General features: G+C 73.7%; 11 protein-coding genes. 6 read left to right on the top strand and 5 right to left on the bottom strand.

The annotated features are described in order from the left end of the window. Positions 1-14: 14 nt before the first annotated feature. Positions 15-3311: a S41 family peptidase gene (locus tag ACFVGY_RS28645; protein WP_385682316.1), complete on the bottom strand. Its 3297-nt coding sequence runs from the start codon at positions 3309-3311 to the stop codon at positions 15-17. A 162-nt stretch (positions 3312-3473) separates the two neighbouring features. On the opposite strand from ACFVGY_RS28645, the gene ACFVGY_RS28640 reads away from it, so the two are divergent. Both ACFVGY_RS28640 and ACFVGY_RS28635 read left to right on the top strand, forming a co-directional pair. Continuing rightward, positions 3474-4064 carry a TetR/AcrR family transcriptional regulator gene (locus ACFVGY_RS28640; protein WP_385682455.1) on the top strand — a complete coding sequence of 197 codons (591 nt, stop codon included), beginning with the start codon at positions 3474-3476 and terminating at the stop codon, positions 4062-4064. Positions 4065-4183: 119 nt separating this feature from the next. Beyond that, positions 4184-6385 carry an MMPL family transporter gene (locus tag ACFVGY_RS28635; protein ID WP_385682314.1) on the top strand — a complete coding sequence of 734 codons (2202 nt, stop codon included), beginning with the start codon at positions 4184-4186 and terminating at the stop codon, positions 6383-6385. A 135-nt stretch (positions 6386-6520) separates the two neighbouring features. Here ACFVGY_RS28635 and ACFVGY_RS28630 read toward each other — a convergent pair whose 3' ends face one another. Continuing rightward, entirely contained in the window at positions 6521-6958 is a 438-nt protein-coding gene (locus ACFVGY_RS28630) for an SsgA family sporulation/cell division regulator (protein WP_385682312.1), read from the bottom strand. Between the two features lie 183 nt (positions 6959-7141). On the opposite strand from ACFVGY_RS28630, the gene ACFVGY_RS28625 reads away from it, so the two are divergent. From ACFVGY_RS28625 to ACFVGY_RS28610, 4 genes are read left to right on the top strand one after another with little or no spacing between them, the layout of a single operon-like run. Continuing rightward, positions 7142-8251, top strand: coding sequence for an energy-coupling factor ABC transporter permease (locus tag ACFVGY_RS28625; RefSeq protein ID WP_385682309.1), 1110 nt, complete (start codon positions 7142-7144; stop codon positions 8249-8251). A gap of 1 nt (position 8252) precedes the next feature. Beyond that, complete coding sequence (gene cbiQ, locus ACFVGY_RS28620; RefSeq protein ID WP_385682306.1) at positions 8253-9014, top strand: cobalt ECF transporter T component CbiQ; 762 nt, start codon at positions 8253-8255, stop codon at positions 9012-9014. Beyond that, the gene (locus ACFVGY_RS28615; protein ID WP_385682304.1) at positions 9011-9769 is read left to right on the top strand and encodes an energy-coupling factor ABC transporter ATP-binding protein; all 759 of its coding nucleotides are present in this window, start codon (positions 9011-9013) and stop codon (positions 9767-9769) included. Before cbiQ ends, ACFVGY_RS28615 begins: the two co-directional genes overlap by 4 nt. Before the next feature lie 28 nt (positions 9770-9797). Beyond that, on the top strand, positions 9798-10976 hold the full coding sequence (locus tag ACFVGY_RS28610) for a serine hydrolase domain-containing protein (RefSeq protein WP_385682302.1): 1179 nt from the start codon (positions 9798-9800) through the stop codon (positions 10974-10976). A 37-nt stretch (positions 10977-11013) separates the two neighbouring features. Here the strand turns inward: ACFVGY_RS28610 and ACFVGY_RS28605 are convergent, their stop codons facing one another. The 3 genes from ACFVGY_RS28605 to ACFVGY_RS28595 are packed head-to-tail and all read right to left on the bottom strand — an operon-like array spanning position 11014 to position 13972. Beyond that, positions 11014-11913 (bottom strand): 4-(cytidine 5'-diphospho)-2-C-methyl-D-erythritol kinase, encoded by a 900-nt coding sequence (locus ACFVGY_RS28605; RefSeq protein WP_385682452.1) that lies wholly within the window; start codon positions 11911-11913, stop codon positions 11014-11016. Positions 11914-11921: 8 nt separating this feature from the next. Then, complete coding sequence (gene rsmA, locus ACFVGY_RS28600; RefSeq protein WP_385682300.1) at positions 11922-12824, bottom strand: 16S rRNA (adenine(1518)-N(6)/adenine(1519)-N(6))-dimethyltransferase RsmA; 903 nt, start codon at positions 12822-12824, stop codon at positions 11922-11924. Then, on the bottom strand, positions 12821-13972 hold the full coding sequence (locus ACFVGY_RS28595) for a ubiquitin-like domain-containing protein (protein ID WP_385682449.1): 1152 nt from the start codon (positions 13970-13972) through the stop codon (positions 12821-12823). Before ACFVGY_RS28595 ends, rsmA begins: the two co-directional genes overlap by 4 nt. Between the last annotated feature and the right edge of the window lie 65 nt (positions 13973-14037).

The raw sequence follows: 14037 nt of genomic DNA, 5'->3' as shown, positions 1-14037 counted from the left end.
CCGGCCGAGTACACCTAGCGCGGCGGCAGCTTCGGCCGCCGCAGGTCGGGGACGTCCTCGTAACCCGGCGGCACCGCGGCAGGCTCCTGCTCCAGGAGCTCCAGCGCCAGGTGCACGGCGTCGTCGAGTTCCCCGTGGCGTCCCTCGGCCCAGTCCAGCGGGGTCCGCAGGATCGCGAAGTCCGGCTCCACGCCGTGGTTCTCCACCGACCAGCCGTACTCGGGGAACCAGGCGGCGTTCATGGGCACGGTGATGATCGTGCCGTCGCCCAGGGTGTGCCGGCCGGTCATGCCGACGACACCGCCCCAGGTGCGCTGGCCGACCACCGGGCCCAGGCCCAGCAGCTTGAAGGCGGCGGTGATCATGTCGCCGTCGGAGGAGGTCGCCTCGTCGGCCAGCGCCACGATCGGGCCGCGCGGCGCGTTGGAGGCGTAGCTCACCGGCTGGGCGTTGCGGGTGAGGTCCCAGCCCAGGATCGAGCGGGTGAGCTTCTCCACCACCAGCTCGCTGATGTGCCCGCCCGCGTTGCCGCGTACGTCCACGATCAGCGCCGGGCGGGTCATCTCCATCCGGAGGTCCCGGTTGAACTGAGCCCAGCCCGAGCCGCCCATGTCGGGGATGTGCAGGTAGCCGCACTTGCCGCCGCTGAGCTCGCGGACCACGGCGCGGCGCTTGGACACCCAGTGCTGGTAGCGCAGCGGCCGGTCGTCGATCAGCGGGACCACCGCCACGCGGCGGGCCGCGCCCTCGCCTTCCGCCGGCTGGAAGGTGAGCTCGACGGTGGTGCCGCCGGCCGCGGCCAGCAGCGGGTAGGGCCCGGAGACCGCGTCGACGGGCCGCCCGTCGACGTGGGTGAGTACGGCGCCCTCCCGGATGCCGGTGCCGGCCAGCGGGGAGCGGGCCTTGGAGTCGGAGGCCTCGCCGGGCAGGATCCGCCGGACGGCCCAGCCCCCGTCGCGGGGGACGAGGTCGGCGCCGAGCAGCCCGATGGGTCGCTGGTAGTGCGGCGGGCCCTCGTTGCGGCGGGCGGGGGAGACGTACGCGTGCGAGGTGCCGAGCTCGCCGAGCACCTCGCGCAGCAGGTCCGCGAACTCGTCGGGGGAGGCGACCCGTTCGACGAGCGGCCGGTACTGGCGCAGGACGCCGTCCCAGTCGATGCCGCACATGTCCGGCTCCCAGAAGTAGGCGCGGATCAGCCGGCCCGCCTCCTCGAAGGCCTGCCGCCACTCGGCCGCCGGGTCCGCCTCGTGGTGGATGCGGCGCAGGTCCAGGTAGACGGTGGAGTCGCCGTCGCCGGCCTCGGTGGCGGGGACGGCCCGCAGGTCGCCGTCGTCGTTGAGGACGAGCCGGGTGCCGTCGCCGCTGACCGCGAACCAGTCCAGCCCGGAAGCCAGTTCGGTCTTGCGGGCCTTGGTGATGTCGAAGTGTTCCAGGGTGGGTTTGCCGCTGGTGTCGGCCGGGTTGGCGAAGGTCTCGCCGAGCGCGCCGGAGATCGGCCAGCGCAGCCACACCAGCCCGCCGCCGTGCACCGGGTACAGGGCCGAGTACTTGGACGCCGTCACCGGGAACGGGGTGACGCGGCTCTCCAGGCCCTCCACCTCCACGGTGACCGAGCCGTCGCCCTCCTCGCCGGACTCCCCCTCCACCGGGTCGAGTCCGCCCGCCGCCGGGCGGCCGTCCGGGGTGAACGCGAAGGGCGAGGGCGTCGCCGAGGACAGCGGCACCAGGTACGGGCGGCAGCCCAGCGGGAAGGACAGGTCGCCGGTGTGCACGTCGTAGACGGGGTCGAAGCCGCGCCAGGACAGGAAGGCCAGGTAGCGGCCGTCGCGGGTGAAGACCGGGTTCTCGTCCACGAAGCGGCCGCTGGTGACGTCCACGATGTTCCGCGCGCCGGGGCCGAAGATCCGGGCCATCTTGATCTGCCGCAGGGCGTGCCCCACGCCCGGGTGCGACCAGGTCAGGAACGACCCGTCGGGGGAGAACGCCAGGTCGGTGACGGGCCCGTTGACGGACCGGATGAGCTCGGTGACCTCGCCGGCCGAGTCCTCCGTCGCGTCGATGAGCAGCAGCCGCCCGTCGTGGGAGGCGATCGCGAGCCGCTCCCCGGCCGGGTCGGCCACCATTTCCAGTACGCGGCCCAGCTGCCCGGAGGCGAGCCGGCGCGGCTCCCGGTCGCCGGACGCCCGCGGCAGGTAGGCGATCTCGACGGCGTCCTCGCCCTCCGCGTCCGTGACGTACGCGACCTGCCCGCCCGTGCCGAGCATCTCGGGCTGCCGGACCCGCACGCCCGGGGTGTCGGCGAGCGTCCGGGCGGGCCCGTCGCGGTGGGTGAGCCAGTACAGGCTGCCGCGGACGACGACGGCGCTGGCGCGGCCGGTGGTGTCGACGGACAGCGAGTCGACGTGGCTGCCGGCGGGCACCTGGTAGGTGCGCCGGCCCGCCCGCGGCCCGCCCAGGCGGACGTCGAGCCGGCGCGGGGCGGAGCCGGGGGCCAGCGAGTCCACGAGCCAGAGCTCGCCGGCGCACTGGTAGACGACCCGGGAGCCGTCGCTGGAGGCGTGCCGGGCGTAGAACTCCTCGTGGTCGGTGTGCCGGCGCAGGTCGGTGCCGTCGGGCAGGCAGGAGTACAGGTTGCCGATGCCCTCGTGGTCGGAGAGGAAGGCGATCCGGCCGGCGACGAACATCGGCGCGTCCAGGTGGCCGCCGATGTCCTCCAGCAGCCGCTGGCCGTGCAGCCAGAGCCGTCCGGTGGCGCCGCCGCGGTAGCGCTTCCAGGAGGCCGGCTCGTGCGGGGGTTTGCCGGTCAGCAGCAGGGTGCGCCGCTCGCCGGGGCCGTCGCCGTCGTGCTCCTCCTCGTGCACCGCGATGTCCGAGACCGGGCCCCAGGGGAGCTTTCCGCCGGGGGAGCCGTCGGTGGGCACGCTGTAGGCCCACGCGAAGTAGGAGAACGGCTGCCCGTGCGAGGAGACGGCCAGGATGTCGCTGCGGCCGTCCTTGTCGGGCGGGGTCCAGCCGCAGACCCGGGTGTCCGTGGCGCCCCAGTAGGTGAGCCGGCGGGCCGGGCCGCCTTCGACGGGGGCCAGGTGGATCTCGGGGTCGAGGCTGCGCCAGGTGGTGTAGGCGATGTGGCGGCCGTCGGGGGAGAAGCGGGGGTGGCCGATCCGGGTGCGGTCGACCGTGATCCGCCAGGCCCGGCCGGGGCTCCCGCCCTCGGGGACCAGCGGCGCGATCCACAGGTCGTCCTCGGCGGCGAAGCACAGGCGGTCGCCGTGGAGGTGCGGGAAACGGAGGTACGCGAGGTCGTGGCTCACCCCACAATGCTTTCCGCGCCAGGGGGGCCCGGCAACTCGTACAGGTGATCCATGCCACTCGGAAAGCGAAACGGAACGGTTTCGTTTCGCTCGCGTCGGCGGTATCGTCGTACCTGTACGACGTGAAGTACGAAACGGTTTCGTTCGAAGGGAGGTGCCGTGGTGTCCGACGAGGTCTCGTCGCGGCGCAGCCGCATCACCCCCGAACGGGAGGCCGAACTCCACGGAGCGGTCCTCGATCTGCTCCGCGAGGTCGGCTACGACGCGCTCACCATGGACGCGGTCGCCGCCCGCACCAAGTCCAGCAAGGCCACCCTCTACCGCCAGTGGGGGAGCAAGCCCGAGCTGGTCGCGCGGGCCCTGCGCTGCACGCAGCCGGTCTCCCTCGGGGAGATCGACACCGGCAGCCTGCGCGGGGACTTCGGCCTCATGGTCCAGCACTCCGACGACGCGCAGATGGCCAAGGACACCGCCCTGATCCGGGGCCTGGCCCATGCCGTCCACGAGAGCCCGGAACTCCACCAGGCCCTCCGGGAACTGCTGATCGACCCGGAGATCACCGGACTCCAGGTCATGCTCCGGCGGGCCGTCGACCGGGGTGAGATCGCCCCGGACTGTCCGGCCCTGGATTTCGTACCGCACATGCTCATCGGGGCCTTCATCGCGCTCCCGCTCATCGAGGACCGGTCCGTCGACCGGGCCTTCCTCGCCGAGTTCCTCGACGCCGTGGTCTTCCCCGCCCTCGGCGTCTGAGTCACCACCCGCGCACCGTTCCTGCTGCTCCTGACACGCCGCTCTCGTCGTCGGGCCGGCTCCGCACGCCCTGATCCGTACCCGGATACATCCCACGACCAGAACGGGAGACCGCCTCCGTGGCCACCTTCCTCTACCGTCTCGGCCGGGGCGCCTTCCGGCGCCGCGGCCTCGTCGCCCTCATATGGGTGGCGCTGCTGTTCGCCGCCGGCTTCGGCGCGGCGTCGGCCGGCGCGCCCACCTCCGGCTCGTTCTCCATGCCCGGCACGGAGGCCCAGAAGGCCTTCGACCTGCTCGACGAGAAGTTCCCGGGCATGTCCGCCGACGGCGCCTCCGCCCGCATCGTCATCAAGGCCCCGCAGGGCGCCAAGATCACCGACGAGGCGAACAAGGCCCAGGTCGAGAAGATCGTCTCCGGCCTCCAGCAGGGCCCGGGCAAGGCCCAGGTCGCCTCGGTCGCCGACCCCTTCCAGATGCAGGCCGTCAGCCAGGACGGCTCCACCGCGTACGTCAGCGTGAAGTACACCGTCAGCGGCATGGAGCTGAGCGACGACACGCGTGAGGCGCTCACGGAGTCCGGTGACCCCGCCAAGGCCGCCGGGCTGACCGTCGAGATCGGCGGCGACGCCCTGATGGCCGCCCCCGAGACCGGCTCCGGCGAGATCATCGGCATCGCGGTCGCCGCGGTCGTGCTCGTCATCACCTTCGGCTCGCTGGTCGCGGCCGGGCTGCCGCTGCTGACCGCGCTGATCGGCGTCGGCATCGGCGTGTCCACCGTCACCGCGCTCGCCAACGTCCTCGACCTCGGCTCGACCACCTCCACCCTCGCGATGATGATCGGCCTCGCGGTCGGCATCGACTACGCCCTCTTCATCGTCTCCCGCTACCGCGTGGAGCTCGCCGAGGGCCGCGCGCGGGACGAGGCCGCGGGCCGGGCCGTCGGCACCGCCGGCTCCGCCGTCGTCTTCGCCGGCCTGACCGTGGTCATCGCCCTGGTGGGCCTGGCCGTCGTCAACATCCCGATGCTGACCAAGATGGGCCTCGCGGCCGCGGGCACCGTGGTCATCGCCGTCCTCGTCGCCCTGACGCTGGTGCCGTCCATCCTGGGCTTCGCCGGCAAGAAGGTGCTGCCGGCGGGCACCAAGAGCAAGCTGTTCGGCAAGGGCCGCCCGGCCGACGCCGAGCCCAAGGCCAACGCCGGCACCCGGTGGGCCCGCTTCGTGCTGCGCCGACCGGTGGTCGTCCTCCTCCTCGGCGTGATCGGCCTCGGCGTGATCGCGGTCCCGGCGGGCAAGCTGGAGATGGGTCTGCCCGACGACGGCGCCCAGCCGGTCTCCACCACCCAGCGCAGGGCGTACGACCTCCTGTCGGAGGGCTTCGGCCCGGGCTTCAACGGCCCGCTGCTGGTCGTCGTCGACGGCGACAAGAAGCTCGCCAACGAGACCGCGGACCGGATCAAGGGCCTGGAGGGCGTGGCCGTGGTCACCCCGCCGTCGCCCAACCAGGACGGCAGCGCCGCCGTGATCACCGTCATCCCGAAGGACCGCCCGTCCTCCGCGCAGACCGAGGCCCTCGTCCACGACATCCGCGACGGCAGCGGGGACGACGTCCTCGTCACCGGCGCGACCGCGATGAACATCGACTTCTCGCAGAAGATGAACGACGCGCTGCTGCCCTACCTGGCGCTCGTCGTGGGCCTCGCCTTCCTGCTGCTGATGGTCGTCTTCCGCTCCATCCTGGTCCCGCTCAAGGCGGCCCTCGGCTTCCTGCTCTCCGTCGTCGCCGCCCTCGGCGCGGTCGTCGCGGTCTTCCAGTGGGGCTGGCTCGGCTCGGTCTTCGGAGTGGAGCAGACCGGCCCGATCATGAGCATGATGCCGATCTTCATGGTGGGCGTCGTCTTCGGCCTGGCCATGGACTACGAGGTCTTCCTCGTCACCCGGATGCGCGAGGCGTACGTCCATGGCGAGCGCCCGGGCCAGGCCGTCGTGACCGGCTTCCAGTACAGCGCCCGGGTGGTCGTCGCGGCCGCCGTGATCATGATCGCGGTGTTCGCCGGGTTCATCGGCGCCAGCGAGCAGATGGTGAAGATGATCGGCTTCGGTCTGGCCGTCGCCGTCTTCTTCGACGCCTTCATCGTCCGCATGGCCATCGTCCCGGCGGTGCTCGCGCTGCTCGGCCACCGGGCCTGGTGGCTGCCGCGCTGGCTGGACCGGCTGCTGCCGAACGTGGACGTGGAGGGCGAGAGCCTGCGCAAGCACCTGGAGGCCGCCGGCCCCGCCGAGGGCGGCCCGGACAAGGACCGCCAGCTCGTCAACGCCTGACCGGAGCCGGTCGACGCGTGACCGGCGCCCGCAGCGGCGCCGGTACCGCAAGGCCCGGTCCCGTACCCGGCGATCCCCTCGGATCGGCCGGGTCCGGGGCCGGGCCGTTCGCGTGTTCCGGTCCGGGGCGGCCCGTTACGCCGACCGGGTGGCGGGGGAGTACGCACGGCGCAGGAAGCGGCGCAGCGCGGCGCTGTCGAACTGGATGACCGCCACCCCCTCCGGGGAGTGGAACTCCACGACCACCTGGACGCGGCCACAGGGCCAGACGCGTACGTCGCCGGTCCCGGACGGGGCCTGGAGGCCGGCCTCCAGCAGGGCCCGGGGGAAGACCCACTCGTTGTCGGTGCCTTCGGGGGAGAGGCCCGCGGGGAAGACGATCCGCACGGCGAGCGGCTCGGCGGGGGCGAAGCGCAGGGCGACGGGGATCTTCCGGTAGAGCGGATCGTCGGTGATCACGCGGGCGGTGACGCGCTCCTCGACCACGGCGGCGGCGACGGCGGTCGCGGTCGCGGTAGCGGTAGCGGCCGTGGCGGTGGCGGGCCCGGAGGGATTCTCGGCGGTGGCAGACATCGACAAGACTCCTCGCATCGGAACTAATCAGTCCGTATTCCCTTCAGCCTCGCACATTCCGACGAAGCTGCGAACACGCATTTGTGATGCCGCCGCTCTTGCCAGCAGTTTGCAAGTAGGGACTATTCTTGAGCGGATAAAGATTTTGTCAGCTCAAGGACCGCAGGAAGCGGAGCCAGCCTCATGCACGTGCCCGACGGATTCATCGACGCTCCCGTCTCCGTAGCCGCCGGCGTCGCCGCCGTCGGCGCGGTCGCCGTCAGCCTCCGCGGCGCCCGCCGCGAGCTCGACGAGCGGACCGCCCCGCTCGCCGGACTCGTCGCCGCCTTCATCTTCGCCGTCCAGATGCTCAACTTCCCGGTCGCCGCCGGCACCAGCGGACACCTGCTGGGCGGGGCGCTCGCCGCGATACTCGTCGGCCCGTACACCGGCGTGCTGTGCATGTCCGTCGTCCTGCTGATGCAGGGCGTCCTCTTCGCGGACGGCGGCCTGACCGCCCTCGGCGTGAACATCACGGTCATGGGCGTGGTCACCGTCCTCGTCGCGTACGGGCTGTTCCGCGGCCTGCTCAAGGTGCTGCCGCGGAACCGGGCCTCGGTCACCGTCGCCTCCTTCACGGCCGCCCTGGTCTCCGTGCCGGCCGCGGCCGCCGCCTTCACCGGCATGTACGCCGTCGGCGGCACCACGGACGTGCCCGTCGGCAAGGTGCTGACCGCCATGGTCGGCGTCCACGTGCTCATCGGCATCGGCGAGGCCCTGATCACCGCCGCCACCGTGGGCGCCGTGATCGCCGTACGCCCGGACCTGGTCTTCGGCGCCCGCGGCCTGGCCGCCCCGCTCAAGCTCCGGGTGAACGGCGAACTCGTCGACGCCCCGGCCGCGGCAGCCGCGCCCGCCGCTGCGGCCACCGCCGGCTCCGCCCGCGGGGTGTGGGCCGCCGGCCTGGTCACCGCCCTGGTCCTGGCCGGATTCGTCTCCTTCTACGCCTCCGCGAACCCGGACGGCCTGGAGAAGGTCGCCGCCGACAAGGGCATCGACGCCAAGGTCAAGGCCGACGAGGAGAAGCCGGAGGGCGAGCGCGAGTACGAGCACGCCTCCGCGAACTCCCCCCTCGCCGACTACGGCGTGAAGGACGTCGACAACGAGCGCCTCTCCGGCGGCCTCGCCGGTGCCATCGGCGTCGGCGCGACCGTCGCCGTCGGCACCGGCGTGTTCTGGGTCGTGCGCAGCCGCCGCTCCGCCACCACCGCCGCCCCGTCGGCGTCCTCGACCACCCCGTCCGCGGCGGGCTGACATGGGTGCGGGCCACGCCCACCGGCTCTACGTGCACGGCCACTCGCCCGTGCACGGGCTCCCGCCGCACTGCAAGCTGGTCGCGACCTTCGCCTTCGTCCTGGTCGTCGTGTCCACACCGCGCGAAGCGGTGTGGGCCTTCGGGCTCTACGCCGTCCTGCTCGCCGCGGTCGCGGCGGTCGCCGGGGTGCCCGCGGGCCTGCTGTTGCGGCGGCTCCTGATCGAGATCCCCTTCGTGGCGTTCGCGGTGCTCATGCCCTTCGTCGCCGAGGGCGAGCGCGTCGACGTCCTGGGCCTGTCCCTGTCCGTCTCCGGCCTCTGGGGCGCCTGGAACGTGCTCGCCAAGGGCACGCTGGGGGTGGCCGCGTCCGTACTGCTCGCCTCCACCACCGAACTGCGCGAGCTGCTGCTCGGGCTGCAGCGGCTGCGCCTGCCCTCCCTGCTGGTGCAGATCGCCTCGTTCATGATCCGGTACGGCGACGTCATCACCGACGAGCTGCGCCGCATGTCGATCGCGCGGCGCTCACGCGGCTTCGAGGCGCGCGGCATCCGACACTGGGGGGTGCTGGCCAAGACCGCGGGGGCCCTGTTCATCCGCTCCTACGAGCGCGGTGAACGGGTCCACCTGGCGATGGTCAGCCGGGGGTACACCGGCTCCATGCCGGTGATCGACGAGGTGACCGCGAGCCGTGCGCAGTGGGCGTACGCGGCGGTGCTTCCGGCGGCGGCGCTCGCCGTCTGCGTGATGGGTTGGACGATATGACTTCCGCTGCTGCTCCCTCGCTCGAGGTCTCCGGCCTCGCCTACGCCTACCCCGACGGCCACCAGGCCCTCTTCGGCGTGGACCTGACCGTCGGCCGCGGCGAGCGGGTCGCCCTGCTCGGGCCCAACGGCGCCGGCAAGACCACCCTGGTCCTCCACCTCAACGGCATCCTCGCCGGCGGGGTCGGCACCGTGTCCGTCGCCGGCCTCCCCGTGGAGAAGCGGAACCTCGCCGAGATCCGGCGCCGGGTCGGCATCGTCTTCCAGGACCCCGACGACCAGCTGTTCATGCCGACCGTCCGGGAGGACGTGGCCTTCGGCCCGGCCGCGGCCGGAATGCGCGGACCCGAGCTGGAGCAGCGGGTCCGGGAAGCCCTGGAGCAGGTCGGCATGGCCGGCTTCGCCGACCGGCCCCCGCACCACCTGTCCTTCGGCCAGCGGCGGCGCGTCGCCGTGGCGACCGTCCTGGCCATGCGGCCCGAGATCCTCGTCCTCGACGAGCCCTCCTCCAACCTGGACCCGGCGTCGCGGCGCGAGCTCGCCGACATCCTGCGCTCGCTCGACGTGACCGTGCTCATGGTCACCCACGACCTGCCGTACGCGCTGGAGCTGTGCCCCCGCTCCGTCGTCCTCAGCGAGGGCGTCATCGCCGCCGACGGGCGCACCCAGGACCTGATGTGCGACGAAGGGCTGATGCGCGAGCACCGCCTGGAGCTGCCCTTCGGCTTCGACCCGCGCTCCGTGCCGGCGGCATAACCGGAAGCCCGAGGTGGTTGGACCGCTCGTGAACATCCAGGGTCAGGTGGCGGAGGGCTTCGAGGCCGTCCGGGACGCCTTCATACGCAATTTCGAGGTGCTCGGCGACCGGGGCGCGGCGGTCACCGTGTACCGGGACGGACGCCGGGTCGTCGACCTGTGGGCCGGCGTACGGGACGTCGACGCCGACACGGACGGCGACGCCGTACCGTGGACGGCCGGCACAGCGCAGGTCGTCCGTTCGGCCACCAAGGGCGTGGCCGCCGTCGTACCGCTGCTGCTGCACCAGCGCGGACTGCTGGACCTGAATGCGCCCGTCGGCGCGTACTGGCCGGAATTCAAGGCCGGCGGCAAGGAGCGGGCCCTCGTGCGGGACCTCCTCGCCCACCGGGCGGGCGTACCGGCCCTGGACGTGCCGCTCACGCCGCAGCAGGCCGCGGACGGGCTGACCGGAGCACGGGCCGTCGCCGAACAGCAGGCGTTCTGGGAGCCGGGCACCGCCCACGGTTACCACGCCCAGACCTACAGCTGGCTGCTGTCCGAGCTGGTGCTCCGGGTCACCGGTGCCTCGCTCGGCAAGTGGCTCGCCCAGGAAGTCACCGGGCCGCTCGGCCTCGACTTCTGGATCGGGCTGCCGGAGACCGAGGCGGCGTCCGGGCGGGTCGGGCGGGTCGGCGCCGTCGAGCCGCCGGAATCGGCGGGGGCCCTGCGGACCCGGCCGCGGCGGAACGTCTCCGAGGCCTACGCCGACCCCGCGTCGCTCACCCGCCGCGCCTTCGCCGCGATCACCCCGCTCGCCGACGAGAACGCCCCCGCATACCGGGCCGCCGAACTCCCCGCCTCCGCGGGCATCGGCACCGCCCGGGCCCTGGCCGGGCTGTACGCGGCACTGCTGGGCGACACGGAGGACGGACCCCGCCTGTTCACACCGCAGACCGCGGCCCTGGCGGGCCGGGAACTCTCGGCCGGCCCGGACCGGGTCCTGGTGGTGAACACCCGCTTCGGGCCGGGGTACATGCTGCACAGTCCGGCCTCGCCGATGCTGTCCCCGGCGTCGTTCGGCCACCCGGGCCGCGGCGGATCGCTCGCCTTCGCCGACCCGGAGGCCGGCGTCGGCTTCGGCTACGTCACCAACGCCCTGGCCAAGTCGGTCACCGCCGACCCCCGCGCCCAGGCGCTGCTCCGCGCCCTCCACACCTGCCTGTAGGCCCCCGCCGTGGCCCGCGCGGGTGGGGCGCGGGCCGTCAGACGGCCGTGGCTCCGGGGGCGGGGCTGGTGGTGGTGCGGGTGGCCCGGCAGGTGCCCGAGGCTTCGAGGGCCGCGGCGACCTTGGCCGCTGCTTCCTCGTCCCGTACCAGGAAGGCCGTGGTCGGGCCGGAGCCCGAGACCAGGCCGGCCAGGGCGCCGGCCTCCGTGCCGGCCGTCAGCGTGCGCTGGAGCTCCGGGCGGAGGGACAGTGCCGCGGGCTGGAGGTCGTTGGCCAGGGTCGCGGCCAGCGCGTCGGGGTCTCCGGAGGCGAGGGCCGCCAGCAGGGCGGGGGAGGCCTGTGGCTCGGGGACGTCCCGCCCCTCGGCCAGCCGGTCGAACTCGCGGAACACCGCCGGGGTGGACAGCCCGCCCTCGGCGACCGCGAAGACCCAGTGGAACGCGCCCGCCCCGACCGGAGTCAGCAGCTCCCCGCGCCCCGTGCCGAGCGCCGCGCCGCCGATCAGGCTGAACGGTACGTCGCTGCCCAGCTCCGCGCAGATGTCCAGGAGTTCCCCGGTCGGCGTGTCCAGCCCCCACAGCAGGTCGCAGGCCAGCAGCGCGCCGGCCCCGTCCGCGCTGCCGCCGGCCATGCCGCCCGCCACCGGGATGTTCTTCGCGATGTGGATGTGGACGGCGGAGTCGGGGCGGCCGGCCCGGGCCGCGAGGAGCTCCGCCGCCCGCGCCGCGAGGTTGGTGCGGTCCAGGGGGACCTGGTCCGCGTCGGGGCCCGAGCAGGTCACCGTCAGCTCGTCCGCCGGGGTGACCGTCACCTCGTCGAACAGCGACACCGCGAGGAAGACGTTCGCCAGGTCGTGGAACCCGTCCGGCCGGGCCGCGCCCACCGCCAACTGCACGTTCACCTTTGCGGGCACGCGTACCGTCACGCCCGCGTCCAGAGCAGCACTCACAGGGCCGGCCTCTCCGCGTGCGCCGGCTTGTTCTCGGCGATGGCCGCGAACTCCTCCACCGTCAGCGACTCGCCGCGCGCCTGCGGCGAGATCCCGGCGGCGACCAGTGCGGCCTCCGCTCCCGCCGCAGAGCCGGCCCAGCCGGACAGCGCGGCCCGCAGCGTCTTGCGGCGCTGCGCGAACGCCGCGTCCACGACCGCGAACACCTCCGCCTTCGAGGCGGTCGTCTTGATCGGCTCGGTGCGCCGGACGAGGGACACCAGGCCCGAATCCACGTTCGGCGCGGGCCAGAACACGTTGCGGCCGATCGCGCCGGCCCGCTTCACGTCCGCGTACCAGTTCGCCTTGACCGAGGGGACCCCGTACACCTTGTTGCCGGGCCGGGCGGCCAGCCGGTCGGCGACCTCGGACTGCACCATGACCAGGGTCCGCTCGATGCTGGGGAAGCGGTCCAGCATCGTCAGCAGCACCGGCACGGCCACGTTGTACGGCAGGTTCGCGACGAGCGCGGTGGGCGGCGGGCCGGGCAGTTCCTCGACGAGGAGGGCGTCGGAGTGGACGAGCGCGAAGCGGTCCTTGCGCTCCGGCATGCGCGCCGCGATCGTGGCGGGCAGCGCCGCGGCGAGGATGTCGTCGATCTCGACGGCGGTGACCCGGTCCGCGGCCTCCAGCAGCGCGAGCGTCAGCGAACCCAGCCCGGGCCCGACCTCGACGACCACGTCGTCGGGCCGGACGTCGGCGGTGCGCACGATGCGCCGCACCGTGTTGGCGTCGATGACGAAGTTCTGGCCCTTCTGCTTGGTCGGGCGCACGCCGAGGGCGTCGGCCAGTTCGCGGATGTCGGCCGCGCCGAGGAGGGCGTCAGGGGTTCTGTCGGGCTGCTGCTCTGCGGTGCTCACCGGTAAAGCCTACGGCCGCAGTGCGGCCACGGAGTCGCCCCCCGTTGCACGTACAGCTTCTTGGCCCGGTACGTCTGCTCCGCGCCCGAAGCGTCCTGCGGGCGGCCGCTGCCGCCGAGGGCCTGCCAGGTGCGGACGTCGAACTGGTACAGGCCGCCGTACGTGCCCGACGGGTCGGTCGCGTCGGGCCGCCCGCCCGACTCGCACTGGGCCAGCGCCGACCAGTCGAGGCCTTCCGCGCCCGCGACGGACGCCGGCAGCGGCTTGGTACCGACCTTGACGAGCTGGGTGACGGGCTCGCGGACGGTCTCCTCGGCGACCTGGCGGGGCGTCTGCCGGACGCCGTTGACGGTCCGCAGGACGTACGTGACGCGCCGCGTGCCGGTGCGGCCGGGCTGCTCGACGAGCTCGGTGCCGGCGAACAGGGTGTCGTCCTCGACGCGCTCGGTCTCGAAGGGGATGCGCTCCTCGCGGACCTCGCGGGTGCCGGTGATGCGCAGCACGGTGACGGTCTGGCCGTCGCGGGGGAAGGAGTCGGGCGGGACGGAGGTGGTGTCCTGGCCGTTCAGGGTGATGCCGGCCTGGCCGAGGGCCTCCTGGACGGTGGCGGCGTTGGTGCGGACGGTGATCTCGTCGCCGTCGGCCATGAACGTGACGCTGCGCTCGGTGCGGACGGCGAGGGTGAGGCCGGCGCGGGGGACGGCCGCGGTGCGCGGGACGGAGAGGTAGGCGCCCTCGACCCGGATCCCGAACTGGCGCAGGGCCGCCTCGACGGTGTCGGCGGTGGTCCAGACCTGGCGGCTCTGCCCGTCGAGGGTGAGCTGCAGGGGGCGGCCGTAGCGGACGACCACCTCGGCGCCGTCGTCGAGGGCGGCCCCGCGGGCCGGGGCGACGAGGTCGTGGGCGCCGACGCCGAGGCCTTCGGAGGCGAGGAGCTCGTCGACGTCGTCGGCGAAGGTGTGGAGGGTCCGGGACTGCCCGTCGACGGTGAGGCGGACGGACTTGTCGGCGGCGACGAACGCGGTGGTGCCGCCCGCGAGGAAGGCCACGACCAGCGCCTGCGGGACGATCCGCCGCCAGGAAGCGGGGGCCGCGACGCGCCCGGGCGGGGGCCCGGGGGCGGGGGCCGGTCCGGAGCCGGGGGCCACGGTGGCGGGATCGCCCCGCTCGCCCCGCTCGCCCCGCTCGCCCCGCTCGTCCGGGGCGGGGGCCC

This window comes from Streptomyces sp. NPDC127106 (assembly GCF_042677605.1).
In the GTDB taxonomy this organism is placed as follows: Bacteria; Actinomycetota; Actinomycetes; order Streptomycetales; family Streptomycetaceae; genus Streptomyces.
This window is presented reverse-complemented; position numbering and strand designations above follow the sequence as displayed.

Excerpts from the sequence above, each read along its gene's own strand:
- ACFVGY_RS28630 (WP_385682312.1), bottom strand. The coding sequence starts at position 6,958 with ATGTCTGCCACCGCCGAGAATCCCTCCGGGCCCGCCACCGCCACGGCC.
- ACFVGY_RS28625 (WP_385682309.1), top strand. The coding sequence starts at position 7,142 with ATGCACGTGCCCGACGGATTCATCGACGCTCCCGTCTCCGTAGCCGCC.
- cbiQ (WP_385682306.1), top strand. The coding sequence starts at position 8,253 with ATGGGTGCGGGCCACGCCCACCGGCTCTACGTGCACGGCCACTCGCCC.
- ACFVGY_RS28615 (WP_385682304.1), top strand. The coding sequence starts at position 9,011 with ATGACTTCCGCTGCTGCTCCCTCGCTCGAGGTCTCCGGCCTCGCCTAC.